This is a genomic window from Sediminispirochaeta bajacaliforniensis DSM 16054, from assembly GCF_000378205.1.
GTDB classification, from domain to species: domain Bacteria; phylum Spirochaetota; class Spirochaetia; order DSM-16054; family Sediminispirochaetaceae; genus Sediminispirochaeta; species Sediminispirochaeta bajacaliforniensis.
This window is the reverse complement of sequence record NZ_KB899410.1, coordinates 134,476-158,056: the sequence shown is the minus strand read 5'-3', so window position 1 is coordinate 158,056 and position 23,581 is coordinate 134,476. Positions and strand designations below refer to the sequence as shown.

Annotated in this window: 23 protein-coding genes; 13 read left to right on the top strand and 10 right to left on the bottom strand. The window is 51.8% G+C overall.

Annotation, left to right across the window (positions count from 1 at the left end):
- Positions 1–11: 11 nt before the first annotated feature.
- On the bottom strand, positions 12–842 hold the full coding sequence (locus F459_RS0106315) for an AraC family transcriptional regulator (protein WP_020611897.1): 831 nt from the start codon (positions 840–842) through the stop codon (positions 12–14).
- Between the two features lie 89 nt (positions 843–931).
- On the opposite strand from F459_RS0106315, the gene xylA reads away from it, so the two are divergent.
- The 4 genes from xylA (at position 932) to F459_RS0106295 (ending at position 5,217) form a co-directional block, all read left to right on the top strand.
- Positions 932–2,272 carry a xylose isomerase gene (xylA, locus tag F459_RS0106310; RefSeq protein WP_020611896.1) on the top strand — a complete coding sequence of 447 codons (1,341 nt, stop codon included), beginning with the start codon at positions 932–934 and terminating at the stop codon, positions 2,270–2,272.
- A gap of 130 nt (positions 2,273–2,402) precedes the next feature.
- A complete protein-coding gene (locus F459_RS0106305; RefSeq protein ID WP_033301329.1) occupies positions 2,403–3,332 on the top strand; it encodes a nucleotidyl cyclase domain-containing protein in 930 nt (309 codons plus the stop codon).
- Complete coding sequence (locus F459_RS0106300; RefSeq protein WP_020611894.1) at positions 3,329–4,327, top strand: hypothetical protein; 999 nt, start codon at positions 3,329–3,331, stop codon at positions 4,325–4,327. Before F459_RS0106305 ends, F459_RS0106300 begins: the two co-directional genes overlap by 4 nt.
- A 50-nt stretch (positions 4,328–4,377) precedes the next feature.
- On the top strand, positions 4,378–5,217 hold the full coding sequence (locus F459_RS0106295) for a M15 family metallopeptidase (RefSeq protein WP_026294920.1): 840 nt from the start codon (positions 4,378–4,380) through the stop codon (positions 5,215–5,217).
- Here F459_RS0106295 and F459_RS0106290 read toward each other — a convergent pair whose 3' ends face one another.
- The 9 genes from F459_RS0106290 to F459_RS0106250 form a co-directional block, all read right to left on the bottom strand.
- On the bottom strand, positions 5,218–6,060 hold the full coding sequence (locus F459_RS0106290; RefSeq protein WP_020611892.1) for a phosphodiester glycosidase family protein: 843 nt from the start codon (positions 6,058–6,060) through the stop codon (positions 5,218–5,220).
- Positions 6,057–7,787, bottom strand: coding sequence for a hypothetical protein (locus tag F459_RS0106285; RefSeq protein WP_020611891.1), 1,731 nt, complete (start codon positions 7,785–7,787; stop codon positions 6,057–6,059). The genes F459_RS0106290 and F459_RS0106285 overlap by 4 nt, the downstream gene beginning before the upstream one ends.
- Positions 7,784–9,196 (bottom strand): hypothetical protein, encoded by a 1,413-nt coding sequence (locus F459_RS0106280; protein WP_245540101.1) that lies wholly within the window; start codon positions 9,194–9,196, stop codon positions 7,784–7,786. Before F459_RS0106280 ends, F459_RS0106285 begins: the two co-directional genes overlap by 4 nt.
- A gap of 137 nt (positions 9,197–9,333) precedes the next feature.
- Positions 9,334–9,558: a nucleotidyltransferase domain-containing protein gene (locus tag F459_RS22115; protein WP_154651639.1), complete on the bottom strand. Its 225-nt coding sequence runs from the start codon at positions 9,556–9,558 to the stop codon at positions 9,334–9,336.
- A gap of 19 nt (positions 9,559–9,577) precedes the next feature.
- Complete coding sequence (locus tag F459_RS0106270) at positions 9,578–10,093, bottom strand: hypothetical protein (RefSeq protein ID WP_020611888.1); 516 nt, start codon at positions 10,091–10,093, stop codon at positions 9,578–9,580.
- 190 nt (positions 10,094–10,283) lie between these two features.
- Entirely contained in the window at positions 10,284–10,766 is a 483-nt protein-coding gene (locus F459_RS0106265; protein ID WP_020611887.1) for a hypothetical protein, read from the bottom strand.
- 21 nt (positions 10,767–10,787) lie between these two features.
- Positions 10,788–11,462 (bottom strand): FecR family protein, encoded by a 675-nt coding sequence (locus F459_RS0106260; RefSeq protein WP_020611886.1) that lies wholly within the window; start codon positions 11,460–11,462, stop codon positions 10,788–10,790.
- 14 nt (positions 11,463–11,476) lie between these two features.
- Entirely contained in the window at positions 11,477–12,655 is a 1,179-nt protein-coding gene (locus F459_RS0106255; protein WP_020611885.1) for a hypothetical protein, read from the bottom strand.
- Positions 12,652–13,083, bottom strand: coding sequence for a hypothetical protein (locus tag F459_RS0106250; protein ID WP_020611884.1), 432 nt, complete (start codon positions 13,081–13,083; stop codon positions 12,652–12,654). The genes F459_RS0106255 and F459_RS0106250 overlap by 4 nt, the downstream gene beginning before the upstream one ends.
- 182 nt (positions 13,084–13,265) lie before the next feature.
- On the opposite strand from F459_RS0106250, the gene F459_RS0106245 reads away from it, so the two are divergent.
- The 9 genes from F459_RS0106245 to F459_RS23910 are packed head-to-tail and all read left to right on the top strand — an operon-like array spanning position 13,266 to position 23,581.
- Positions 13,266–15,989, top strand: a complete 2,724-nt coding sequence (locus F459_RS0106245; protein ID WP_020611883.1) for a CHASE2 domain-containing protein — start codon at positions 13,266–13,268, stop codon at positions 15,987–15,989.
- Positions 15,990–16,736, top strand: a complete 747-nt coding sequence (locus tag F459_RS0106240; RefSeq protein ID WP_020611882.1) for a uracil-DNA glycosylase family protein — start codon at positions 15,990–15,992, stop codon at positions 16,734–16,736. It begins immediately after the preceding gene.
- Between the two features lie 28 nt (positions 16,737–16,764).
- Positions 16,765–18,390 (top strand): DEAD/DEAH box helicase, encoded by a 1,626-nt coding sequence (locus F459_RS0106235; protein ID WP_020611881.1) that lies wholly within the window; start codon positions 16,765–16,767, stop codon positions 18,388–18,390.
- Positions 18,391–18,403: 13 nt separating this feature from the next.
- Positions 18,404–19,348 (top strand): diacylglycerol/lipid kinase family protein, encoded by a 945-nt coding sequence (locus F459_RS0106230; RefSeq protein ID WP_020611880.1) that lies wholly within the window; start codon positions 18,404–18,406, stop codon positions 19,346–19,348.
- Positions 19,345–20,040: a lysophospholipid acyltransferase family protein gene (locus F459_RS0106225; RefSeq protein WP_020611879.1), complete on the top strand. Its 696-nt coding sequence runs from the start codon at positions 19,345–19,347 to the stop codon at positions 20,038–20,040. The genes F459_RS0106230 and F459_RS0106225 overlap by 4 nt, the downstream gene beginning before the upstream one ends.
- Positions 20,033–20,701 (top strand): HAD family hydrolase, encoded by a 669-nt coding sequence (locus F459_RS0106220; RefSeq protein ID WP_020611878.1) that lies wholly within the window; start codon positions 20,033–20,035, stop codon positions 20,699–20,701. Before F459_RS0106225 ends, F459_RS0106220 begins: the two co-directional genes overlap by 8 nt.
- A 7-nt stretch (positions 20,702–20,708) precedes the next feature.
- Positions 20,709–22,256, top strand: a complete 1,548-nt coding sequence (locus F459_RS0106215) for a glycerol kinase 5 (RefSeq protein WP_020611877.1) — start codon at positions 20,709–20,711, stop codon at positions 22,254–22,256.
- Between the two features lie 8 nt (positions 22,257–22,264).
- Complete coding sequence (locus F459_RS0106210; protein WP_020611876.1) at positions 22,265–22,999, top strand: lysophospholipid acyltransferase family protein; 735 nt, start codon at positions 22,265–22,267, stop codon at positions 22,997–22,999.
- A 27-nt stretch (positions 23,000–23,026) separates the two neighbouring features.
- The gene (locus F459_RS23910) at positions 23,027–23,581 is read left to right on the top strand and encodes a hypothetical protein (RefSeq protein ID WP_154651638.1); all 555 of its coding nucleotides are present in this window, start codon (positions 23,027–23,029) and stop codon (positions 23,579–23,581) included.

Below are 23,581 nucleotides of genomic sequence, written 5' to 3'. Positions count from 1 at the left end.
CACTTAGGCGGTCAAGAATCAATTCCCTCGATATTCTGACGATAACGCTCTCGGTAGCCCCTCGGACTCACCCCCACATACTGCTTAAAGGTCTTTGAAAAGTGAAATTCACTATAAAAACCGAGGGTTTCGGCTATCTGATACAAGGGCTGTGAGGTCCCGAGAAGATAACCGGTGGCCGCTTCGATTTTCAACCGGGTAAAATACTTCATAGGGGTAATCTGCATCTTTTGACGAAAAAGCCTTATGAAATAGGACTCGTTCAGACCGACCCGTCTGGCAAGGGTCGGCAAATCGAGCTTCTCGGCTACCCTTCCCTGCATGATTTTCAGCGCCTTCTCAATATGCTGATTACTTCCGTCGCCATAATTAAAGCTGCCCGGTCCCTCGTTCAACATGTAGAGAAAGGAAACAAACTGATGGATACCCGAATTTCGCCTTGCACTACTTGAGGAGGCCACCTTTTCCTTTAGTTCTTCGAAAAAAAAGCGGTAATTTGTTCCCACATGACGATACAAGCTCCGCGGCAATCTGCCGGTCAAAAGTTCCCTAAGCTCGGCATCCGCCCCCTCATCCGGGGCGAAAAGAATGGCATAATAGGTAAGGGGATGATCGCGGCCGATGGTCTGAATCGTATGAACCTCCAAAGGGGGACAGAGAAAGACCGATCCCGGTGAAATGCGGTAGGTGGTACTTCCGACGCTGAAGCTTCCGCCGCCCTGAAGAAAATAGTGCAGCTCATATTCATTCCGGCCATGGGCGTGGACCCTACTATGCCATCTAATCTTTTCTTCATCCTGAAGTTGATAGACAAACAGCGCTTCGCGAATGTTTAAAACCATCGTTAATGTCAATTATATACATCTTTTGTCAATCTTCTCCATAGCAGAGTCGAAAAACAGCTCCTATATTTGGATATAGGAGGAACCACATGAAAGACTATTTTATCGGCAATAAAGAGTATTTTCCGGGAATCGGAAAAATAGCGTATGAAGGAGCGGGAACCGACAACCCTCTCGCTTTTCGTTTTTACGATCCCGACAAAAAAATCGGAAACAAGACCATGAGGGAACACCTCAGATTTTCCATCGCCTATTGGCACAGCTTCTGCGCAGGAGGCCTCGATCCCTTTGGAGCGGATACCCACTTTTTTCCCTGGGCAGTCAAGGCGGACCCCATGGAGGCGGCAAAGGACAAGGTAGATGCGGCATTTGAATTTATCACAAAGATTGACGCCCCCTTTTACTGTTTTCACGACCGGGATCTTGCTCCCGAAGGGAAAAGCGTTACAGAAAGCGAAAAGAACCTGATGGAGCTGGCAGGCATGGCAAAGGAGCGCCAGGAGGCCACCGGTGTCAAACTTTTGTGGGGTACGGCGAATCTTTTCAATCATCCCCGATTCATGAATGGAGCGGCTACCAATCCCAATTTCGACGTCATTCCCTTTGCCGCGGCCCAGGTAAAGGCAGCCATCGATGCAACGATTCTCCTTGGCGGAGGAGGATATGTATTCTGGGGCGGACGAGAGGGCTACATGAGCCTTCTGAACACCGACATGAAGCGGGAAAAAGAGCACCTGCTCCGTTTCCTCACCGCTGCCAGGGATTATGGCCGCAAGGCTGGTTTCAAGGGAACCTTCATGATAGAGCCCAAGCCCATGGAGCCGACAAAGCACCAATACGACTACGATGCGGAAACCGTGGCCGCCTTCATCAAAACAAACGGCCTGGAAAAGGATTTTGCCATCAACATCGAAAACAACCACGCGACCCTCGCCGGCCACACGTTCTGGCATGACCTCCAGGTAGCTGCAGACAACGGCCTACTCGGCAGTGTCGACGCGAACCAGGGAGACTATCAGAATGGCTGGGACACCGACCAATTTCCCTCGAATGTCTATGAGACGGCAAGGGCAATGATGGTGATCCTTGAAAACGGAGGATTTACCTACGGAGGCCTCAATTTCGACGCCAAGCGCCGGCGAAACTCCACCGATCCAGCAGATCTCTTCTATGCCCATATTGGCGGAATGGACGCCTTTGCTCTTGGTCTGGAAATCGCCTACAACATTAATACCAAAAGTGAATTGCCCAAGCGTAAAAGCAAACGCTATGCTTCCTTCGATTCGGGGAAGGGAGCGGAATTCGAGGCGGGAAAACTCTCCCTTGAAGAATTGCGCAACATCGCTCTTGACGCCAGGGAGCCGGAAACCATCAGCGGAAACCAGGAGCTTCTGGAAAACATCCTGAACCGCTACATGTTCGTACGCTGACCCTCTCCTCCGGGAGAGCTTCGGCCGTGGGGCCTGTCAGGTCCCACGGCCTTTTTATCTTCCGTATCGCCACAAAACAACTTGATTAAGCATAAAAATTGTCGATTAATAAGTATACTGTGGTAGGTTTGTGAAACGAATAGGAAGCGCATTAATCAACACGAGTTCAAAGGCCCTCGCTCAATCCATGACAACGAAGACGATGGTGGTCCTTGCCAAAAAGGTCTTTCCCAATTACGACCTTTATGCAAGAACGGGATTCCCCTCGAGTATGCCAATTCCAAATAAAGAAGCCGCACGACAAATCGTCCACGACATGGTCAAGGCCGATCGCTTTCTCGATTTCGTCTTACTTCTGGTAGAGATCGGAGACAAAGGGCTCATGGGGCGAAGATACACCGTTCCCTACATGCGCGATATCATTTCCGGAGTCTTTGAGCTCGGCTATCTCTACGATACAACAAACCAGCTCTTTGTCGAGAACCCTCAATATAGTATTACAAGAAACTGGGGCGCGCTAAAAACGGCGAAGGAATATACCCTCACCTTTCTCAGGATCGACATCGTCGGCAATTCGGTTATTGTAAGAAAAAATCAGGAAGAACAGGTCGGTGCAGCCTATGAAGCCCTCCGGGAAATCTGTCAAAATGCCGTCCTTAAACGCAACGGCAGGATATGGAGCTGGGAGGGAGACGGAGGCCTGGCCACCTTCTTTTTCAATAACAAAAACCAGAGTGCCGTCATGGCAGGCCGGGAAATCCTTCATGAACTCTTTTTTTACAACAAAATATCCTGTCCACTGAAATCGCCTCTCAACATCAGAGTCGCCATTCATAGCGGACCCTTCGATTACACACCGGACGAAGAAGAACTAAAATCCTGCGAAACCATAAAGCGGATCATGGACATTGAATCCCGTATGACATTACCTGACACCATGACCATCAGCTCGGTGGTAAAGCTCATGCTTGATGCGATCTCTTCCACCGACCTCGAACCCTTTACGGGAAAAGATCAGCTTGAATACTACCGTTACACCCTCAAACTGGAGAAGCCGTGAAACTCTTTGTAATCAGCGATCAAAAAAAGATTACGGACCATTTCTCGGCCATCAAGCGAAGTCGCAAAAACAGCATAGAGCTACTTCCCAGAAAGGAATACCGTTCCCGGTTGAAAGACGAAACTGAAACCTGCCTTGTCTATTACGATATCAGTCAGCAGGAAGAAAAAGCCTACGGCAAAGAACTACGTTTTCTCCTAAAAATGCCCCATGTATGTGCTGCGGTCATAGACAGCAAGGATGCTATGGAAGACCCCGCACTTTTTTTTCGTCAGGGAGGGGTCGATTATCTTGGGAAAAAGCTCTTTCAACGTGGCTTTCAGACAAAACGATTGAAAGAGATTGAAGATTTTCTTGGTACATCAATAGACAGCGCGGCAGCAACCAAGCCCGGGACCTGTCCGGATCCCCTTTCCTTTCCGCAGGAATGCATCATTCCCGGGGGAGAATGGAAGCACGTCGAGCAGGGAAAAAACTATCTTTTTTGTATGCTGTTTGCTGAACTCGATTCAACAAGCGAATGGAAACGAAGTTCGGGGCAAGATCACCTCAAGGCGGTAAAAGATAAGTTTCAGGGGTTTATACGCAAGAATTTCGAGCAGATAAACGGCCGCATTTGGATGTGGAACGAATTCGGCGGTCTTGTACTTTTTCCCTATAACGGAAGCTCGTTTCCCATGGTCCTCGCCGCCTGCAAGCTTATGATGAATAGAGCCATTGCCAGTTGCGAGGATTTCCCCTTCGGAACACCGATCTCCTACCGCCTTGGAATCCACATCGGAGAAACCGTTTACAAAGAGCGAGGCAATACCGGAACCATTGTTTCGGATGCGATCAACTTCATTTTTCACCTTGGCACAAAATACGCCGTTCCCGGAAACCTCTATATCACCAGGCAGGTATATGAAACGACCCATCCTGGGCTTAAAGAGCTCTTTCTCGAAGAGGGAGAGTTTGAAGGAAAGAAAATCTTCAGAATGCGTCGTGTACTTTGATAAACTCCCTCTCATTGTCCAAACGGCGAAGCTTCGGTATAGTGGCTGACATGAGCACAATGCATCAAAAAATTAGTATCCTGTTGCCGCTTCTTGCCGCCTTCATTCTCCTGAGTTCCTGTGAAGATGCAACAGCGGAAGAAGAAAAATCCCCGGAAATTGTATATCTCCATCCGGAGTTCACCATGACAATAGAAGATCTCAAAGAGATGACGACATCCCTGCCGGAGGCAACTCGTCAGGCAATCCTTGCCAAACCGCAGGATTTTCTCGAGCTGGTTCTTAAGGTTAGTGAGGAACCGGAAATCCTGACAATCCTTGTGGATAAAAACCATGCCCTTCCCGAGGAGTGGGAACCGGAAGATAGGGTTTCGCTGAACGATTACCCCCTGGCGGTAAGTCGAAAGGACCTTTCCCTCAGCAAGGCCGTCATGCCCCATGTTTTGGCCCTGAATGATGCCGCAAAGGCGGATGGTGTCACCCTGCTTTTTTCCTCGACCTTTCGTTCCTGGACCTACCAGCAGGGCCTGTATCAACGTTATGTAAAAGCCGATGGACAGGAAGCCGCCGACCGCTACTCGGCACGACCCGGCCATAGCCAACACCAGCTTGGTACCGTGATCGACTTCGGAAGCATTACCGAGGCCTTTGCCGATACAAAGGCGGGAAAATGGATGAAAGAGAACGCCTGGAAGTACGGGTTCTCCCTTTCATTCCCCGAAGGGGAAGAAGCCGTTACCGGTTACATGTGGGAGCCGTGGCACTTTCGATATATAGGTCCCGATACCATGGCACTCCAGCGGGATTTTTTCGGCGACAGTCAACAACGCACTTTAGAATTTCTGCATGACAACAAGGCACAGATAGAGGCCTTCAGAGTTCAGCAGTGATTACCCCTGCCCCGAAAGGACGATGAAATAACAGGGAAGGTGACGCCGCTTTCCCCTGTAAAAGCGGATAGGCTTTTTCCCGCCATTGTCTATAAAGGCGATGGCGGCGGCATCACCACCGTCCAGATTTATCCCCTCTCTGGCCCCGTAATGGCTCAAGATTCCGGCAGTTTCCCGGCTTGTAAGCCCCGGCTGAAAGAGTGAATCGCCTTCAACAACAAGGACAAAAAGAGAAGCGGAAGCCTTGCTGCCGCCGATACCGAAGGCGGTACGGGCGTGCCGCCGGCCATGGATGCCGATGGTATCCCCGGATTTCAATATGGGCAAATAGGTTCCGACAAGCCAGAGGGGATGATCAGGAACATCCCCGTCGGCAGAGACTATCCCATAGCCTGTTTCATCACGAAAAAGCACGCCCCACTGCCGCTGCCTTGCCCCATACTCCCGGCCATCCACCAGCCAAGAACCAATGGCCTCAAGTCTCTTCGATCCGGCCCCTCCCACGCTCACGAAAGGAGCACCGGTAAAGGCGGCAACGGCTTCGGGATGCTGAGAAAGAGCCGAACGAAAGGCCTTCGCAACATCCGTTCCATGGGGAAAGGGAGCAAGAGGAAGGACCTGGGCCCCTTGCGAGGGGACTATAATCAAAAGATGGAATGGCGGAAAGTCCTTTTCCCCTTGGTAGGAAAGGTACGAAACCCCCGTTCCGAGAGATCGCGCAGAGGACAGGGGGGGCAGATCCCGGGGCAGTCCGACCTCTTTCGACCGTCCTGAAAAGCTGGCACAGGAAGAGAGGAGCAGCAGGCACACAAGCAAGGCAGTCGTACATCCGCGCTTCATCATAGCACGCTTATCTCCTGTGCAAGCCTCTGCAAGCCAGGCCAGACGTCAAGGGATGCAGCATAACGCCCCAGCCAATCGGCAAAACCAGGAGGAAGGGCAGCGACGGGCTCCTGCTTCTCACGAAGCATCGATTCACGATAGGCCCTAAGATCGTCGGCCCACCAAGCAGGTTCACCATGATAGCGATCGAGCAACAAATCAACGCTCCTAAGCCTCGCATCGATATAGGCCTCGGCAAGATGGCGCAGATAAAGTCGAAAAGCGGAATCCGGCAATCCTGCAATCTCTCTCAGCGCCCTGACGAGCTCGCCTCTTCGTCCGGCAGCAGATTCTGCAAGCAAGCAGCTTCCGAGGTCGTCGACAATCAGGAGAAACATTCGTCCCAGGCCAAGGTCGGAATCCAAAAGCGCCCGGCCAAAGGGAAGTTTCTTCGAGGGATCATGGTAAAGGGCGACGGGAAGATGACAAAAAAGAAGATCCCGTTCAAGGGCCCTGAACAGGTGGGCAAAGGATTGATCCTCGTGGCGATCGAGAGGGAAAAAGGGTGGAGCGCCGCTGTCTGCAGCCAAGGCAAGGGTTCCTCCCTGAAGAAATGAGGAATCACTTGCAACCATGCCGTCGGCAAGCGTGAGATTGAGGCCGTTTTCCGCTATTGCCTCATAATCCTTCTTTTCAAGAAAATAATTATCATTGCAAAAAAACCTCTGGAGAGCAGGAAAACAGGGAAAAGAAAACCAGCGGGCCCCTGCGTATCCCGCACTTATCGCACCGATGCGGGCGCTTCCTCGTTCCAAAATCGCAGCAAAAGAAGAAGAAAGTGCTTCGAAAGACCAGGCGCCTACCTCCTGGGGAGAAGAAAACAAGCGCATGGCCACTGCGGGAAGGTCATAGTCGGCAAGATGAACCAGCCCTTCCTGCAGGGCCTCGATCGTGGGGAAGAAATTCATGCTTGGTCGAAAATCGGAAACAAAAGAGGGGAAAAGGGCCTCTGCATGTGCAGAGGTATAACAGCGGTAGGACAGATCGTCGTCACTTATCAGCAGATGGTCTCCCGCAGCAAGGAGCATGGCAAGGTTTCGATTTGCCCCAACAGTCGATAAGGCCGCCCTTTCGGAAGGGCCGTACACAAGGAATTCCACCACCTGTCGATCGATCCCCGCCTTATCAGCCGATGCCGAAAGCCGCTCGGCAAAACGCCGACGTTCATCCCTTCCAATATAACGAATTGTTCCCGGATAAACCGCCCCCAAAGCCTCGGCAAGGTGCCGATTCTGTTCAGAGGCAGAGGCATCTTGATTATCATCGCATATAAGAAAAGGAATTTTTCGGTCGGCAAAGGCCGACGAAGTGATTCGACTCTCGAGCCACGGCCGTAGCGTCTCAGGCCCCCGTGCAGTCACCACCGCCGCCGTCAGCGCTGCCTCTCCCGGTTTTGCAGAAGCCGCTGCAGAAGGATAGTGCAAAAGCTTCTCGGGGCGCAGAAGCCCTGCGGCAATCCAGCACCTAAACCGATCGGCCACGGCAGAAACGGGAAAGCGTTCCCCGGTGCTTCGAACCAGAAAACCAATATGCTCCTCCACACTCCGGCAGCCCCGCAAGGCAAAGAAGAGCCTCGATTCGAAGGGCGAGGCCCGATACACGGAATTATCATTGAGATTGAGAAGCATCACCGTCGAAGAGGAGGCAGGAAATGCCTTACAGTGCGCAGGGAAATAGCGATCGCTCATAAGCAGGCCCGTCCTTTCCAGATCTCAGGCCAGGCACTAAGCAGTTCGCCACAGGAGCCTGCAAATCGTTGAAAGGCTGATTCGCCTTCATCTCCCAGGTGCTGGAATTCACGGGGAAGGCTGGGTGCAGAGGCGGGAAGCTCGTCGAGATAGCGGTCAAGGAAGGATCGAAGATCCTTCGCCCAGAACCCGGGGCTTCCACCGGAACGATCGAGGTCGGCCTCAAGTCTTGCGACCATGGCCCCCTCATGTTTCAGGTGAAGCTCCAAAAGGAGACGTTTCCATTGTCGCAACGAAAGGGACGCCGCCCCGGAAAGCCGAGAGCCCAGGGCCACAAGCCGCTCGCCAGCCTCGGGAGCCTTTAGTTCATCGGCAAAAAAAGAAAGCAAACGCTGCAAGACCGTTCCCGCTCCAATACCGGAAGCTCGGTGTTCCATCCGAAAGGAGGGATGGATTCCCCTCTTATGTTCGAAAGCGAAGGGGAGATGGGCAATGGGAGCATCGGGATAAGAGGCGCGAAGAAGGAAAGCCCATACCCCATCCTCATTTCGGATATGAGGGAAAAAGGGAGGCAGGATATCCGAGGCATCGAAACCGTAACACGAGGCAATAAAAAAGGGATGGGAGGTGTAGGAAAGCTCCGGAGCAAGAAGAAGGGCGACGGGATCGATAGCCGCCCTCCGATAACTGCGCCTGTTGGGCCATGCCCGTTTTCGAAGAAATGGCTGGGTATCGAAGATCGCAAGGGGAGATGAAAACCACCTGTCCCCGCAAATGCCGGCCATGGCCGCACGAACCGGGCCCTTCAGGTCCGCTGCTGACTCGCCATCCCCTTCCGCCATACCATCACCCCATTGAGGCGTCCGTCCCAAGACGTGGTCGAACAGTTCGAAACAGCGGGCCGCTCCGGAAACAAGCGGCCTCGAGACAGCATCGGGAAACGACTCTGTTCCCGAAGCGGCAAAGGCAAAGGGAAGCGGTGATGTTTCTTCCATAGTAAAACGAGGCTCTCGCAGTAAAAATCGAATATCATCGTCGAAAGAGAGGACTTTTTTTCCGACAGAGGAAAGGAGAATCGCATTACGGGCGGCCCCAGGCATTGCAGGAGCATGATGAAAGGGGCGAAGGCCGAGGGCAAAGGCTGATTGCTTCTGTACCGACCCTTCCGGGGAGAGATTTTGAGTCGTCTCATAGGAAAGCACAAGACCGCTTTGGGCGGCAAAGGAGTGAACAATCGATTCGTTGACACTCCGGATAGAAGCCTCCCGGCTATCGTCGTAGACGGTGATTGGGCCTATAGGAACACCTTCCGTCTCCGCCGATAGAGAGTCGAGTGCCCCGCGTAAAACCTCGGGACGCCCGCAGGTTAGCATGGCAAGGCTCTGATGGCTATGTGACGAAGATCCCATTGCTCTTATTAACACGGAGAATGGTAGGGGAAGTCAAGGGGAAAATAGTTATCCCTTCTATTAAAGTTTAGATAAGCTGTTTCTTCAATTCTTCGATTAGCGTTGTAGCATTATCTATTTATCTTTTTCTCACTCAATTACACCACCCGAATAAGTGCACCTTCTTTTTTTATTTGGCTTGAGAAATCCGTATGATAATCCAATCCAACCATATCCACTGGTCGTTTCACGCAGCTGAGGAGTTCACCGTACACCTGAAAAAACTTTTTCTTCTCAAGACCAATTATCGCTATATCCAAGTCAGATTCTTCTGTATAGCGCCCTGAAGCAATCGATATAACCAGATCACCACCAGGATTCAAAACACTATGGGAAAGCATGCTATTGAACCGAAGCCGTTAATAATGCAACAGAAACAGGTGTGGTTTCACCGGAATTCACTATAAAGGCATCGGAAATTCCAGCCCTTTCAATGACGAGGGGCTCAGCCTCTCCTGTTTCAGAGTAGCGACATTGCTCAAGCAGAAGCCGGTAGCGTTTGGGGGCAAGGGAAGACACGGTAAAGGACCCCTCAGATGGAACTGGATCATTAGTACCCCCAATAAAATTGGTATAGCGCACTAAAGGGCTTGGTAAAAGGGAGGAGTCATAGTAGATAGAGCCGCCATTCGCATCATCAGTAGTGATAGTTCCATTGTAAAGTAGCCCATCCATCACGTTCTCATCATAAAATTCCGCCCTAAAATAATACCCCGCTCCCGAATCACCAACATCCCCCTTGCTGCTGATTATCAGGGTCACCGAGCCATCACTTGTTACCGTCTCCGAATAGCATCCGCTGAAGATAAGGATAAGCAACGGGACCAGAAGCGGTATTAGATATCTATTTATTTTCATCAGCTTTCATTATTGCTCCTTTTTTCACATCCCCGACCGTAACTCCGGTAGTTCATAAAATCGGTGCACTCTTGCTACAGCCTAAGGCAACAGTCGGTCCGAATAGGGACCTCACATCTTTTTTATATAAACGCGGGTACCCTGATAAAAAGCCGGAGCACCCGCAAAACAGACGGAAAATACACAATTATTAGGAATAAAATAATAGCTCAACAGAAACTGATGATGTTTCCCCAGCATTGACCGTGAAAGCATCCGAAACACCGGCAGCATCTATGGAAGGAGACTCGCCTTCATAGTAAATATAGTATTCAAGAAGTAATCGATACTTTTTAGGCGCAAGAAAAGGCACCGTAAAAGAACCGGAACTTGCCTCGACTGCAAGATAATCGGCATAGATCATCGAAGGATTCGGTAAGGAGGAATTATATTTTATATAATATCCATATCCATCGTCAGAGATGGTTTCATTGGTAATAAGCTCGTCCATCACATCGGCATCGTAGAATTTTGCCACCAGATAATAGCCGTCTCCCGAATCACCGATATCACCTTTACTCGAGACCGTCAGGCTCACCGAGCCGTCGCTTGTTGTCGCTTCCGAATAGCATCCGCTAAGAAAAAGGATAAGCAGAGAGGCCAGAAGCGGTATCAGATATCTATAGCGTTTCATATTCGCTCCTTTTTCAGTTGCTTATTGAGGACTACTATAGGTCCAGTTAATCGTAACGCTTCCTGTCGTGTCTGCCGCGGGCAGGAGGTTCACCAAATCTTCGATCTGCGATGTGTTGATGGAAACATTGAACATCTGCTCCAGGGCTTCGACACCTTCGGGAGGAAGGGTGAAACCGTCGGTGGAGGAATTTTCACCGGCTGCCACACGGGCAACCTGATTGAGGCTGTTGGTGAGGGCCACAAGACCGGTAAAAACTTGAAGGTTTGAACCGTCGAAGGAGAAGCTCGTGCCTCTTACCGCAGCGGTGGAGACGGGGCTTCTCAGACGGAAATCCTGCTGGAGCCCCTCGGTGTGTTTTACCTCGGTTCTGACCCGACCGACCCGAAGGAAAAGATCGGTTTTGACTACACCCTCTTTTTCAATGAGCTCGTCGAGACGCATACGGGTAAGCTGCTTTACCTCGAGGGTCGCCGTGCCAACCTGTAAAAGTGCTTCGGAACGAAAGCCGGTAGAGATGGTCGCCCCCAGGGGAATCTCATCTCCGGCGGAAACAGCCTCCCAGCTTCCTCCATTCTTTTGCAGTTCGACCTTTCCGGAAACCTTTTCGACGACAGCGTTCTCCGCGGAGAAGGCCGTTACCGTAAAAAGCAACATAGAGAGCGAAAGTAGAATAATACGAACGATGGATTTCATCGATACCTCCTTTGTTACAGGCCGAGTGAACATTCGACGCGAAGAAGGGCCCGGGTATCCCCTTCATCGGGAACCCAGAGTCCGCCGGTAAACGACATGCCGAAATCCGAAGTGGGGCGAATGGTGAGACCACCCTCCAACTCGGTTCCTGTGTAGCTGTAGTCGTCGCTGGGAACAAGGTAGAATCGCCCCGCTGCAAGGAACTGAAGATTCTTTAAGGCCGGCGAGAATACATCCTGCCAGGGACGTATGGAATAGCCGATATCAAGCCTCAATAGATCCGCCTCATCCGGCGAATAGATCAGGCCGAGGGTCGGCTCGGAAACGGTAAAAAAATCCTCACCGGTGTACATCATACCAGCCGATATCCTTGAATTAAGAAGCTGCCGTGCATAGTAGTTCAGATCGGCAAGAACCATCATACCATCGAGATCGTCGGAGGTATTCCAGGCTTCAGTGGCGGAAAGGGTATAGTAGAGGTTGCCCACGATCGCACCGTCGGCTTTCGCCGTAGCGTGGATGCTGTTGAGTTTATCTTCATCGTCACTACGCACATCCTGCTGAAAAAGCCCTTCAACGGTTAGGTTCTGGCGAGGCAGGTAAGAAGGAAGCGAGGCAGTGACGATCTCGAACAAACGCTTCGGGGCGAAGTGGATATCGTCGTCATCGTCGTCGGAGACATCGGCACTGCTCATATTTACACTTGAGACGGGCTTCAGACGAAATCCTGTGTAGCCCATCCCTGTTTTTACGATATACTTTGAAAGGTCGAGGCCTGCGGAAAAGCCGTCGGCTACATGCGAAAGCACAAGACTCGTCGAATCGGAAAAGGGGAATCTGCCGGCCGAGAGATCAAGGACCTCGTTCCCGCCGAACAGCTGAGGCCGTTTCATCTTGAACACAAGAAGATCGCTTTCAAAGAGATAATCGACATCATCGCTGCTCTCTTCATCACTGTAGAGATAGTAACCGTTGAAAAGAAACGAATAACGGCTATTGTCCTCCCCGGACCAGAATTCCTCCATCCAAAAAGAAAGCTTCTCCCGTTTCTGCCACTGGTTATCTTCGTCCCCGCCGAATTCGTATCCTAGGCGGCTATAAGAGGTGACTCCCCAGTCGAAAGCGAAAAGTGAAGTGGTAAAGGGCAACAGAAATAGCATAGCAAAGAATGTACAACGGACAAAACGCTTCATGAACGCACCTCCAGCTTTTCAAGGGCGCGGCCGAGAATCCGCAGAGCTCCTTCACCGGAAAGCGGGGTTGCGGGATGTGCCTTCATTTGAATGATGCCGAGGAACCGAAGATCCCGTAGGGCATATCTGGGAGACGGATAGACCAAAGAGCCAAGACCTCTTGGAAGGTCAAGATTCTCCTGCAGGAGAAGGGCGAACTCCCCTACACTGATACTCTCTCCCACATCGACGAATTGACCCGATAGCGATGCCAGAGCCTCTTCCATAGTAGCAGGGGCCTGATTCCCGTCGGAAAGGCTTGCAAGAAGATAGGCGGCAGCGGCCGGGCTAAGTTGCGGTTCGGCAAGAATTTCGTCGATAATTTCATTCGACTGGCCGAAAAGCGCTGCCGCAGCGAAAAAAAACACAACGGCAAGAAAATGCTTCATAGCTCCTCCTAAGATGACAATTCTGGATATTATGGATATTCAAGAGATAAAAGAACAGTAACTCGTTACCAAGTATACTATTACCCTGCTTAGTATAGTACATTTATTGCATTGATTCCAAGCAAAATGAGCAAAATCAGTCTATACTTAGAGCCGATTATCCCTGTCTCGGAGGTCCATTCATGCGAAAGAATAGCGTCTTTCGACTTTACTATCTTATTCCGCTTATCGTTGCCGCTCTGGTAACATCTGTGATGTTACTGCCGCAGATGCAGAACGGCGACAGGCGCATTTTCGATCTTTTCATGCATCTCAAACCAGCTGTGAAAGAGGATAATTCGATTTTGCTCCTCGATATCGATGATCTCGCCATTGCCCAGGTGGGAACCTGGCCATGGAGCAGAAGTGTGGTAGCAGACGGGCTGATCCTTCTCAGCGAATTCGATGCCGAAGCGGCGGTTTTCGATATCGAGTATGTGGACAAAAGCCCCCTGGGAATCGACTCCCGCTATCTCGAGCAGAAGATTCCCGCCCTGTTTCAGGAAAACTTCTCGGTTCTCGGAGAAAACGTCACTGCCTTTTTTACGGCCCTGGTCAACGGCGATATTCCCCTCAATGGGGCCGAGAGCTATATCTCCGATCTGAAGGGCATCAACCAACAGGTCATGAAACTGCTGCTGGATGCGGTTCGTTCCATCTCCCGGGACAACGACGCATACCTCGGCCAGGCCCTCAACTTTTTTGGGAACGGCTGGATAACGGTAAATATGCTGCCCAACGAGGTTGAGCTGGCAAAGGTCAGCGACGACCTGAAAAACTATGTAAAAGAGCATGTGAGCCTGAAAAACATCCGTATAGAAGGAGCCTATACCCCCTCTTTGCAGGGCCCTTCAGTCCAGCCGGCGATTATGAAACTTCTATCGAAAGCGGCAGGGGCCGGTTTTCCCAATGTTGTGGTCGACAATGATGGTGTACGGCGGAGAATCGATCTCCTGGCGGAATACGATGGGAAGTATTTCGGTCAGCTCGCCTTTGTCCCCCTGCTGAAGCGGCTTGGAAATCCGCAGATCATCGCGAAGCCGGGAAGCATCACCCTCAAGGGGGAGAAAGAAAGTGTCACGATCCCCCTTGATGGCAAGGGAAGGATGCTTATTAATTGGCCGCCGAAAATTTTCGACGACAGTTTTCGACATCTCTCCTATAACAACCTGGTGGTACACGGCCGGCTGGAAGAGCAGATTGTTGCGAATCTGAAGATTATGGAAGAGGCGGGATATCTCGATTTCTACAAGGGCCAGGCGCCCCCCATGGATCTTTATCGCTATGCGGAACAGCTGAAGGAAGATCTGCTCGCCGAAGCGGGCAAGGAGGGTATACAAGACCGCTCAAAGGTCGACGAATATCGTGAAGTTCGCAAGCAGTTCTTTGAGGAATGTACGGCCCTCATAGCCGGAGACACAGAGCGTGCCATCATAGGTGAAATCGATCGGCTCCTTTCCTCCGGCCAGCTGAACGAAGAGCAGAAAAAGGAATACGAGGCGATCAAGGCGGAAGTTACGGACTCCTTTGCCGCAATAGCAACCGATATTTCAAAGCTATCGGCGATACGGGAGAGCCTTTCGAAAGAGCTTTCCGGGGCCTTCGTCATCATCGGTCACACCGGAATATCAACCACCGATATCGGCGTAAATCCCTTTGCGAAGGAATATATGAACGTCGGAACCCACGCGGCCGTCGTCAATACGATTCTTCAGAAGGATTTCCTTCGGGAGCTGCCTCTGTCCGCAGGGGTGGCCATAGCACTGCTTTTCACCCTGCTGCTTTCCCTTCTCATCAGGCGTCTCTCGCCGCTGCCTTCCATTCTCGTGGGGATCGCCTTCATACTCGGAACCTTCGGTGCGGGACTCATCCTCTTTCTTAGCCTCGGCTGGTATCTTCCGCTCCTAACGCCCTTGTTGATGATTTCCATCACCTTCCTCTCCATTTCCCTTATCAAGTTTTTGAAAACCGAGGGCGAAAAGAGCTTCTTGCGAACGGCCTTCGGTCATTACCTGTCGAACGAAGTAATCAATCAGCTGATTGATGAACCGGAACGGCTCAACCTCGGAGGAGAAAAGAAACGGCTCACTGCCATGTTCACCGATATCAGAGGATTTTCCACGATCAGCGAACAGCTTGATCCGACCGAACTGGTAACCCTGCTCAACAACTATCTGACCGGTATGAGCGATATTATTTTGGAACAGTTCGGAACCATTGACAAATACGAAGGAGACGCCATCATCGCCTTTTTCGGAGCGCCTGTTGATTATCAGGACCATGCGTGGAGGGCCTGTCACTCGGCGATACGGATGAAGCGGGTGGAAAAGGAGTTGAATAAACGTTTTCTTGATGAGAAGATGGCTCCAGGCCCCCTTATGACGAGGATCGGCATCAACACCGGAGAGATGGTTGTGGGTAATATGGGGACTCTCCAGAAAATGGACTACACCATCATGGGAAATGCCGTAAACCTTGCCGCGCGACTCGAAGGGGTAAACAAAAGATACGGTACATGGATTCTTATCAGCGAAGAAACGAGAAAGGGATTCAGAGAGGAATTTGTCGTCCGTAAACTCGACAGGGTACGGGTGGTCGGAATCAACACCCCGGTACGTCTCTACGAATTGGTTGAAGAAACAAGCCATATCGACGACAACATAGGAGAAGGGCTTGAACTATTCGACAGGGGGATGAACCTTTTCGAGGCCTGGGACTGGGAAGGGGCTAAAAACATGTTTTCCCGGGTTTTAAAGATGATTCCAGGCGACGGTCCTTCCCTCTTTTTTATCGATCGTGCGGAGAAATTCATGAAGACACCACCTCCGAAGGAGTGGGACGGGGTCTTTAATCTTACCCTGAAATAAGTGAGCATTATTGTGAAGCAGGAAAGTAAGGCATTACAGGAGGCGGCTAAACTGCTTAGTCGCCAGGTGGACAGTATGGCATTCAGCCGTCCCCCTGGGGCGGTGATCTACAATCCCCTCGACTATGCATGGGAGCCCTTTGCCGCCTATATCGACCGCTACGGAGGCGGGAAAAAAAAGACACTCTTTCTCGGAATGAATCCGGGTCCATGGGGAATGGCCCAGACCGGAGTACCCTTTGGAGAGGTTGAAACCGTTAAAAACTGGCTCGGCATCGACGGCAGGATAAAGAAACCGAGGGAGCAACATCCCAAACGGCCGATTGAGGGATTCGACTGCAGGCGAAGTGAGGTAAGCGGCCTCAGGCTCTGGGGTCTTATGAAAGAACGATTTAACGGTCCCGACGACTTCTTTCGGGATCATCTTATTGTAAACTACTGCCCGCTTATCTTTTTGGAGCCCTCAGGAAGAAATAAGACCCCGGACAAACTGCCGAAAGAGGAACGGAATCGGCTGCAGGAGGCGTGCGATATTCACCTGAAGCGGGTTATCGAGATTACCGGTGCCGAATATCTGATCGGCATCGGTAAATACGCGGAAAAGGCTTTCATACGAGTAGCAGGTGCAATGGGTAAAACGATAGCCTCGGTCCTTCATCCAAGCCCGGCAAGTCCCGCGGCAAATCGTGGCTGGGCCGGTCAGGCTAGCAAACACTTGGAGGCCATAGGGGTCTGGGTCTGTGAATAAGTAAGGAAATAGCGTATAGTGATGCACAATGAAATTCGAAGAGTTTAACTTACACGAAGATGTCCTTGCGGGCATCAAAGACGCGGGCTTTGAAGCATGTATGCCCGTACAGGAAGCAACCCTGAAAGAGACACTTCAGGGAAAAGACGTTACGGTCCAGTCGCAAACAGGATCGGGAAAAACCGCAGCCTTTCTCGTTACCATTTTTCAGCGGTGGTGCACCACAAAACCGGAAGAACGGCGGAGTACGATGATCATCTCCCCCACCAGGGAACTTGCCGTCCAGATTGAGGATGAGGCAAAACTTCTCGGAGCCCATATGGGTATGAATATCGGCTGTTTCTACGGCGGTGTCGGTTATAAACAACAGGAAGAGGCCCTGCAAAAGGGGGTCGATCTTTATATCGGGACCCCCGGACGGCTTATCGATTTCGGGCAAAACAGGAAGATTGATTTTACCACCATCGGAACCGTCGTGATCGATGAAGCCGATCGGCTGTTTGATATGGGATTCTACCCCGATATTCGCCGTATGCTGAAGATGATGGGCCCCCGGGAGAAGAGGATGACCCTGCTTTTCAGTGCTACCCTCGGAACCAAGGTGCTTAATGTTGCCTGGGAGCATATGAATATGCCGGTAGAAGTTTCCATCGAACCCGAGCATATTACGGTTCGGGAGATCACTCAGGAACTCTACCATGTGGAAGGGGGAAAGAAATTCTCTCTTATGTTGGGGTTGCTGAAAAAGTACGACCCGCCCAACGCCATCATTTTTACCAACATGAAGGTGACTGCCGTTGAGGTGGCAAAGCGTCTCTCGCGAAATGGTTATGCCGCCAAATTTCTCATGGGTGATCTGCCGCAGAAAAAACGGCTTTCCACCATAGACCGTGTCAAACATGGTGAAATCCGTTTTCTGGTGGCAACGGACGTTGCGGCAAGGGGCCTGCATGTGGACGACCTTGCAATGGTGATCAACTACGATATCCCCGAAGACCCCGAAAGCTATGTACATCGAATTGGAAGGACCGCACGGGCGGGAAAAAGCGGAAGGGCCATAACCCTGGCTTGCGAACGCTACGTCTATGGTCTCGAGCCCATAGAACAGCTGCTCGAACAAAAGATCCCTGTCGAATGGGCCGACGATACACTCTTTCTCGAGGACAAAAGTGCGGGGACTGATTTCCGATCCGAATACAGAAGAGCATCTTCTTCAGGGGCAAGGAGCAAGGGACGCACGTTCCAGCAGGGTACAAAGGGAAGGAGAAAGGAATCAGGAGGCCGCGATGCCCATCGAGGTCAGGAACCCTCGGCTCCCCGCCGAAATTCAGCCTCTCCGCAACGCAGTAACGAGGCCGGACGGCGAAGCAATCAGCCGAAGAAAAATAGTGGGTCCAAAAGCAGACCGAACACTCGAAAACCGGCCACGGCAGGCCGCCCCTCATCAGCCCCGTCGGAGAGAAAAGAGAGAAAGCCGCAGTACAAGAATCCGGACAGAAAGGCCCCGGTCGAAAAGCGGTTGGAAATGTACCGTCAGAAGTACGGAGAGGATTTCAAGGTAGTTTCTTCGACGTCGAACAGCAAAGAGGCTGGTAAAAAGAAGCAAAAAAAGAGCATCATCTCCCGCATTAAGCGGAAGCTCTTCAAAAAATAGCCGGGGGTGGTGGATGCGCTACAAGGTCATACTGAATCCGGTTGCAGGCAAGGGCCGGGCCCTTACTCTTGAGCCGGAGGTGGAAAAGGCCTTGAAGCGGCTTGGGTTTGACTTTTCCGTCTCCCTGACAGCGGGAGTTATGGACGCGGCATATCTTGCCGAATGCGCCTATGAGGAAGGCTTCGATGTCGTGATAGCGGCGGGAGGCGATGGGACCTGTAACGAGGTGATAAACGGTCTGATGAGGATCGTCGACCGAGGAGAAACGCCTCCGGCCTTCGGGGTCCTCCCTGTCGGACGGGGAAACGATTTTTCCTATGGTGCCGGTGTACCCGCCGATTTTCACGAGGCCTGTACAATGATTGCGACGCTTCCCCCCCGCCCCCTCGATGTGGGATGCATAGAAGGCGGGTTCTATCCCGAGGGGCGCTACTTCGGAAACGGTATCGGGATTGGGTTCGACACCATGGTCGGACTGGAAGCGGCCAAGCTAAAGCATGTCCACGGATTTGCCGCGTATGTAATCGGCGCCGTAAAGACCTTTCTTCGATTCCCCCCTCCTCCGAAGATTCGCCTCCTTTTTAACGATCAAGAAATCCAGACGCAGGCGAACCAGATAAGTATTCTCAATGGGAAACGAATGGGCGGGACCTTTTTTATGGCGCCGGACGGCATGAGCGATGATGGGCTTCTGGATCTTTGCATGACCAGCAAAGCGCTGACACGACTCGAAATGGCAGGTTTGATTATCAGATACATCAAAGGGACGCAAGCCGGCCACAGGGCGATCACGACCGAACGTTCAGCGGCATTTTCCATCACGGCACAGGAGGGAGGACTTGTATGTCATGCCGACGGCGAAACGATCTGCACCGACGGCCGTCATTTGGAAATTAAGCTCTTTCCCGGGGCCCTTTCCATCTTTGCTCCCCCTTCCTGCTTAGGAGAGCATCGGTGACAAAAGCGGCTCGAATTGTAGACCCTGTTCTTAAGACGATTCTTCGAGGATTATGCAGGATCGATGCAAGCCAGCTGGATATGGTGCCCTCGGCCGGTCCCCTTATCATCATGGTAAACCATATTAATTTTCTTGAAGTTCCGCTCATGCATCTCTATACCACTCCCCGCCCGGCCCTTGGGCTCGTCAAAAAAGAGACCTGGGATACCCCTTTCTTAGGATTTCTTGCGCGAATATGGGAGGCAATTCCAATCGATCGATCGGGAGTGGATCTGTCGGCATTAAAACAGGCAAGCGAGCACCTTAAAAACGGAGGAATCATCATGCTTGCCCCGGAGGGAACCAGAAGCAGCGACGGAGTGCTTCAAGAGGCCCATGCGGGAGTTATCTCTCTGGCGGTCAGGAACAAAAGTCCGATTCTTCCTGTGGCCCATTTTGGAGGCGAAGCCTTTTGGGATAACTGGAAACATCTTCGAAGAACGGATGTGACCTTCAAGGTCGGTGTACCGATCAAGGTCGATTTTCACGGACAGACCGTGACGGGAAGCAAACGGAAGGCAGCACTTAACGAACTCATGGCCAGCCTCGCTATGATGATGCCGGAGCACTACCACGGCTATTACGCCGAAGCGGTTACGCAATGCCGCCGCGACGGCTTTCATTGGCTCAGGGAGGTTCCCGCCAGTGAGTGAGCGGCAAAAGGAAGCGGCTATCTTTGATGTCGACCATACCCTTCTTCGCGGCTCCACCGGTGCCGCATTCCTCCTTGAGGCATTCAAGGCAGGAATCATTCCCCTTTCGCTTGTATTCCGGGTCCCAATTGAAATAGTGAAATATCGTTTCGGGATCTTTTCCTTTCAGGATATTGGGAAAAAAATGCTTCCGATTCGCGGTATGGCTATCGAAAAACTTGAACATATAGCTCGAGGACGTTATCGGCAACTCATACAGGCCCGGATCTTCTCACAGGCACTTCAAAGAATCGAGGAAGAACGCAATAAGGGTAGGATTATTATCCTTGCATCCAGCAGCCTCGACATACTGATTGCTCCCATCGTCGAGGCCACGAAGGCCGATCATTTCGTGGCGACAAGGCTCCAGGCCGATGAATCCGGTCTCTGCACCGGTGATTTTATCGAAGGACCGGCCTTCGGCAAAGGAAAACTTCACAAGGTGGACCGCTTGCTCCGGGAACTTGAGATACCGGTCGGTATCTGCTCCTTCTACAGCGACAGCATGTACGATCTCCCTTTACTGGACAAGGTAAAGGACCCCCAGGTCGTCAATCCGGACAGGGCCCTCAGAAGGATCGCCCGAAAGCGCTCCTGGCGAATCCATCGTTTTCGGGTATAATACGAAGATGGATAGCGAACAACGATTTCTTCTTGCTTTCGACGCAGGAGGAACGACGATACGGGCAATTATCTATAAAGAAAATGGGGATGAGCTTGCCAGAGCCTTCCGAACAACCAGCGAGATACGGAGTGAGCAAGGTGCTGTCGAGCACGATCCCGAGGAACTTTTCCAGGCCCTGCTGGCTGCCGGGCGGGAGGCCCTTAGCAAGGCTGCGATCCCTCCCGAAAAGATAGCGGGGGCAGGTATTACCGTTCAACGGGCCACCTTTTGCCTCTGGGATAAAAAAAGCGGAAAGCCGCAATGTAACTTTATCAGCTGGTCGGATGTCCGCGCCGGAGATAAGGCCTTCAAAATGAACCGATCATGCATCTGGAGCGGCATGAAAATTGCCGCTGCCGTTGGCGGGTTCATTACCAGAAGCCCAATGCTTACGGCAACCGGCATGCTCTCTTTCGTTACCGACCATGTTCTGGTGAGGCTCTGCTGGCTTTTTGAACAGCGTCCGGAACTGAGGCAGGCGGCAAAACGAGGTGACCTGCTTTTCGGGACCATCGAAACCTGGTTTCTCTATCGTCTTACCGGAAACAGGGTGCATGCCACCGATACCAGCAACGCTGCGGCGACCAGTCTCTACAACCCCTTTGAGATGAAATGGAACGCCATTTTCTGTAAGCTTTTTTCCATTCCTATGAGGATGCTGCCTGAAGTCAAAAACTCGGCGGACCAATTCGGCCTTACCGATCCATCCTGCTTCGGTGCGTCCATTCCCATAACCGCGCTTATAGGCGATCAAATGGCGGCCCTTTTCGGTCACGGGTGCTTCACCCCCGGCGATGTAAAAATCAGCCAGGGAAGCGGCAGCTTCGTGGATATCAACGTAGGCAGGCAGGGCAAGGTATCCCGCAGAGGGCTTTTTCCCCTGATCGCCTGGACCCTAAGGGGAAAACCGGTATATATGCTCGAAGGATCGGTAGCGACGGCGGGAAGGTTGATCGACTGGCTGGGAAACGGGATAGGGCTCTCCGACACACCCGCGGTGCTCAACGATTATGCCTCCCAGTGTGATGATACCGAAGGGGTTATCTTTGTGCCCACCGCTGCAGGCATTCGGTTTCCCTACTTTAATCCGAAGGCACGGGGGACCATCTTCGGGCTCTCCTTGTCGACACACCGCCGTCATGTTGCAAGGGCCGTACTAGAGGGAATCGCACACAGGGTTGTCGATATTCTCGAAGGAATCGAAAAGGATACCGGTATGTCGATTCGCCGGATCAAGGTAGACGGCGGAGTGAGCAGGAGCAACGTCCTTCTCCAGGCAATCGCCGATCTCTCCGGTCATGAAGTCGAACGCCCCGATGAGACCGATATGACAGCCCGGGGAACCGCTGCCCTTGCGGGGTTGGGGGCGGGGGTGTGGAAAAGCGAGGAAGAACTGGGAAGCATGAGGATGAGTTATGATCACTTTCATCCTCATTTCGACCATAACCAGCGGAGGGAAAAACGAAGACGCTGGAACGAGGCTCTCAAGACCCTTGTTAAGCTTTATCATTAGGAGATAACATGATTCGGACCGTTATATATGTGCTCTTCCTGACTCTCATTTTGATACTCAGTGCCATTTTCGTGGTATTCCCGGCCCTGCTGCTGCGGATTCTGGGCATGCATCGGGCATCGACTGCTTGGCTTTCTTCGATAGGTTCCTTTATCCACAGGCTTGTGATCTTCGCCACAGGTGCAAGGGTGACGGTCAAGGGGATGGAGAATTTTCCTGCACTCCGGCAGAGAGGCAGTCTGTGCCTTGTTGCAAACCACCAGAGCTATTTCGACATTCCCCTGGTTATAGGTTTTCTTCCCGGCATCACCGGTTTCATCGCAAAAAAAGAGGTCTTCAACGTCCCTTTCATCAATCTCTGGATGCTTGCCCTCGGTTGTATCAAGCTCGATCGTTCCAGCCCCCGCTCCTCGGTCAGAGCGATAGAGAAGGGCATCGACTCCATAAAAAAGGGCAAAGCGGTCATGATCTTTCCCGAAGGTACCCGCAGCAAAAGCGAAAAGGTCGGCCCCTTCAAGGCAGGCAGTCTCAAGCTGGCAACCAGGTCGGGTGCCATTATCGTTCCCCTCACCATCGAAGGAACCGCCGATATGTTCGAGGCTAAGGGGTGGATCACCCCCTCACGAGTAACCATCACCATTAACCCTCCAATTGATACGAAGAGCCTTTCGCAGGAGGAGAGCAGGGGCCTGGCTGAGCGGCTGAGACGTACCATTATCGATGCAGGAACGACGCTTGTCTGAAACCGCTCATAGTGCTACGTTTACATCATGGACAGCAAAAAGAAAATAAAGAGGACAATCCTGTGCATTATTCTGGCGGGATTATGCGTACACACACAACTACTTTTCGGTCAAACACAAAAGGGAAGCAGTGAAGGAGACTACAGACTTCCCGTCTTTTCCGCCCATATAGGTACCGATTTTTTCCTCTGGGACGATCCATTTCTCGTAACCGGCGGAGATATCAGGTTCCCGATTCAACAGGCCCTCTACGGCTCCTTTGGGGTCGATTTTGGTATTCATACAAGTAACGACGATAGTAAAACCACACCAGCCTTCCTCTTACCAATAAGAGTGGCACTTGTCTTCCCCTTCCCGGACAAGAAAAAGGTATCGTTTTCGCTGATAACAGGGCTCATGCCGGTTTTTCACTTCTACGATGGAGACTCTTCCTTTTATCTTGGCCCCTATGCAGGAGCACGGGCCCAGATTGCCGTTCACCCGGTTCTCAGCCTCTTCGCAGAGGTGCAGCAGGTCCTCCTGTTCGGCGGTGACGACTGGATCAACACCGGGACAAGGCTTGTAGGCGGTATCAGTTTTTAG

Bases quoted from the DNA above. Each gene is read 5' to 3' on its own strand.
- F459_RS0106250 (WP_020611884.1), bottom strand. From the start codon at position 13,083: ATGAAGCATTTTCTTGCCGTTGTGTTTTTTTTCGCTGCGGCAGCGCTT.
- F459_RS0106290 (WP_020611892.1), bottom strand. From the start codon at position 6,060: ATGATGAAGCGCGGATGTACGACTGCCTTGCTTGTGTGCCTGCTGCTC.
- F459_RS0106315 (WP_020611897.1), bottom strand. From the start codon at position 842: ATGGTTTTAAACATTCGCGAAGCGCTGTTTGTCTATCAACTTCAGGAT.
- F459_RS0106285 (WP_020611891.1), bottom strand. From the start codon at position 7,787: ATGAGCGATCGCTATTTCCCTGCGCACTGTAAGGCATTTCCTGCCTCC.
- F459_RS0106210 (WP_020611876.1), top strand. From the start codon at position 22,265: ATGATTCGGACCGTTATATATGTGCTCTTCCTGACTCTCATTTTGATA.
- F459_RS0106215 (WP_020611877.1), top strand. From the start codon at position 20,709: ATGGATAGCGAACAACGATTTCTTCTTGCTTTCGACGCAGGAGGAACG.
- F459_RS0106265 (WP_020611887.1), bottom strand. From the start codon at position 10,766: ATGAAACGCTATAGATATCTGATACCGCTTCTGGCCTCTCTGCTTATC.
- xylA (WP_020611896.1), top strand. From the start codon at position 932: ATGAAAGACTATTTTATCGGCAATAAAGAGTATTTTCCGGGAATCGGA.
- F459_RS23910 (WP_154651638.1), top strand. From the start codon at position 23,027: ATGGACAGCAAAAAGAAAATAAAGAGGACAATCCTGTGCATTATTCTG.
- F459_RS0106255 (WP_020611885.1), bottom strand. From the start codon at position 12,655: ATGAAGCGTTTTGTCCGTTGTACATTCTTTGCTATGCTATTTCTGTTG.
- F459_RS0106280 (WP_245540101.1), bottom strand. From the start codon at position 9,196: ATGGGATCTTCGTCACATAGCCATCAGAGCCTTGCCATGCTAACCTGC.
- F459_RS0106230 (WP_020611880.1), top strand. From the start codon at position 18,404: ATGCGCTACAAGGTCATACTGAATCCGGTTGCAGGCAAGGGCCGGGCC.
- F459_RS0106295 (WP_026294920.1), top strand. From the start codon at position 4,378: ATGAGCACAATGCATCAAAAAATTAGTATCCTGTTGCCGCTTCTTGCC.
- F459_RS0106235 (WP_020611881.1), top strand. From the start codon at position 16,765: ATGAAATTCGAAGAGTTTAACTTACACGAAGATGTCCTTGCGGGCATC.
- F459_RS0106245 (WP_020611883.1), top strand. From the start codon at position 13,266: ATGCGAAAGAATAGCGTCTTTCGACTTTACTATCTTATTCCGCTTATC.
- F459_RS0106260 (WP_020611886.1), bottom strand. From the start codon at position 11,462: ATGAAATCCATCGTTCGTATTATTCTACTTTCGCTCTCTATGTTGCTT.
- F459_RS0106270 (WP_020611888.1), bottom strand. From the start codon at position 10,093: ATGAAAATAAATAGATATCTAATACCGCTTCTGGTCCCGTTGCTTATC.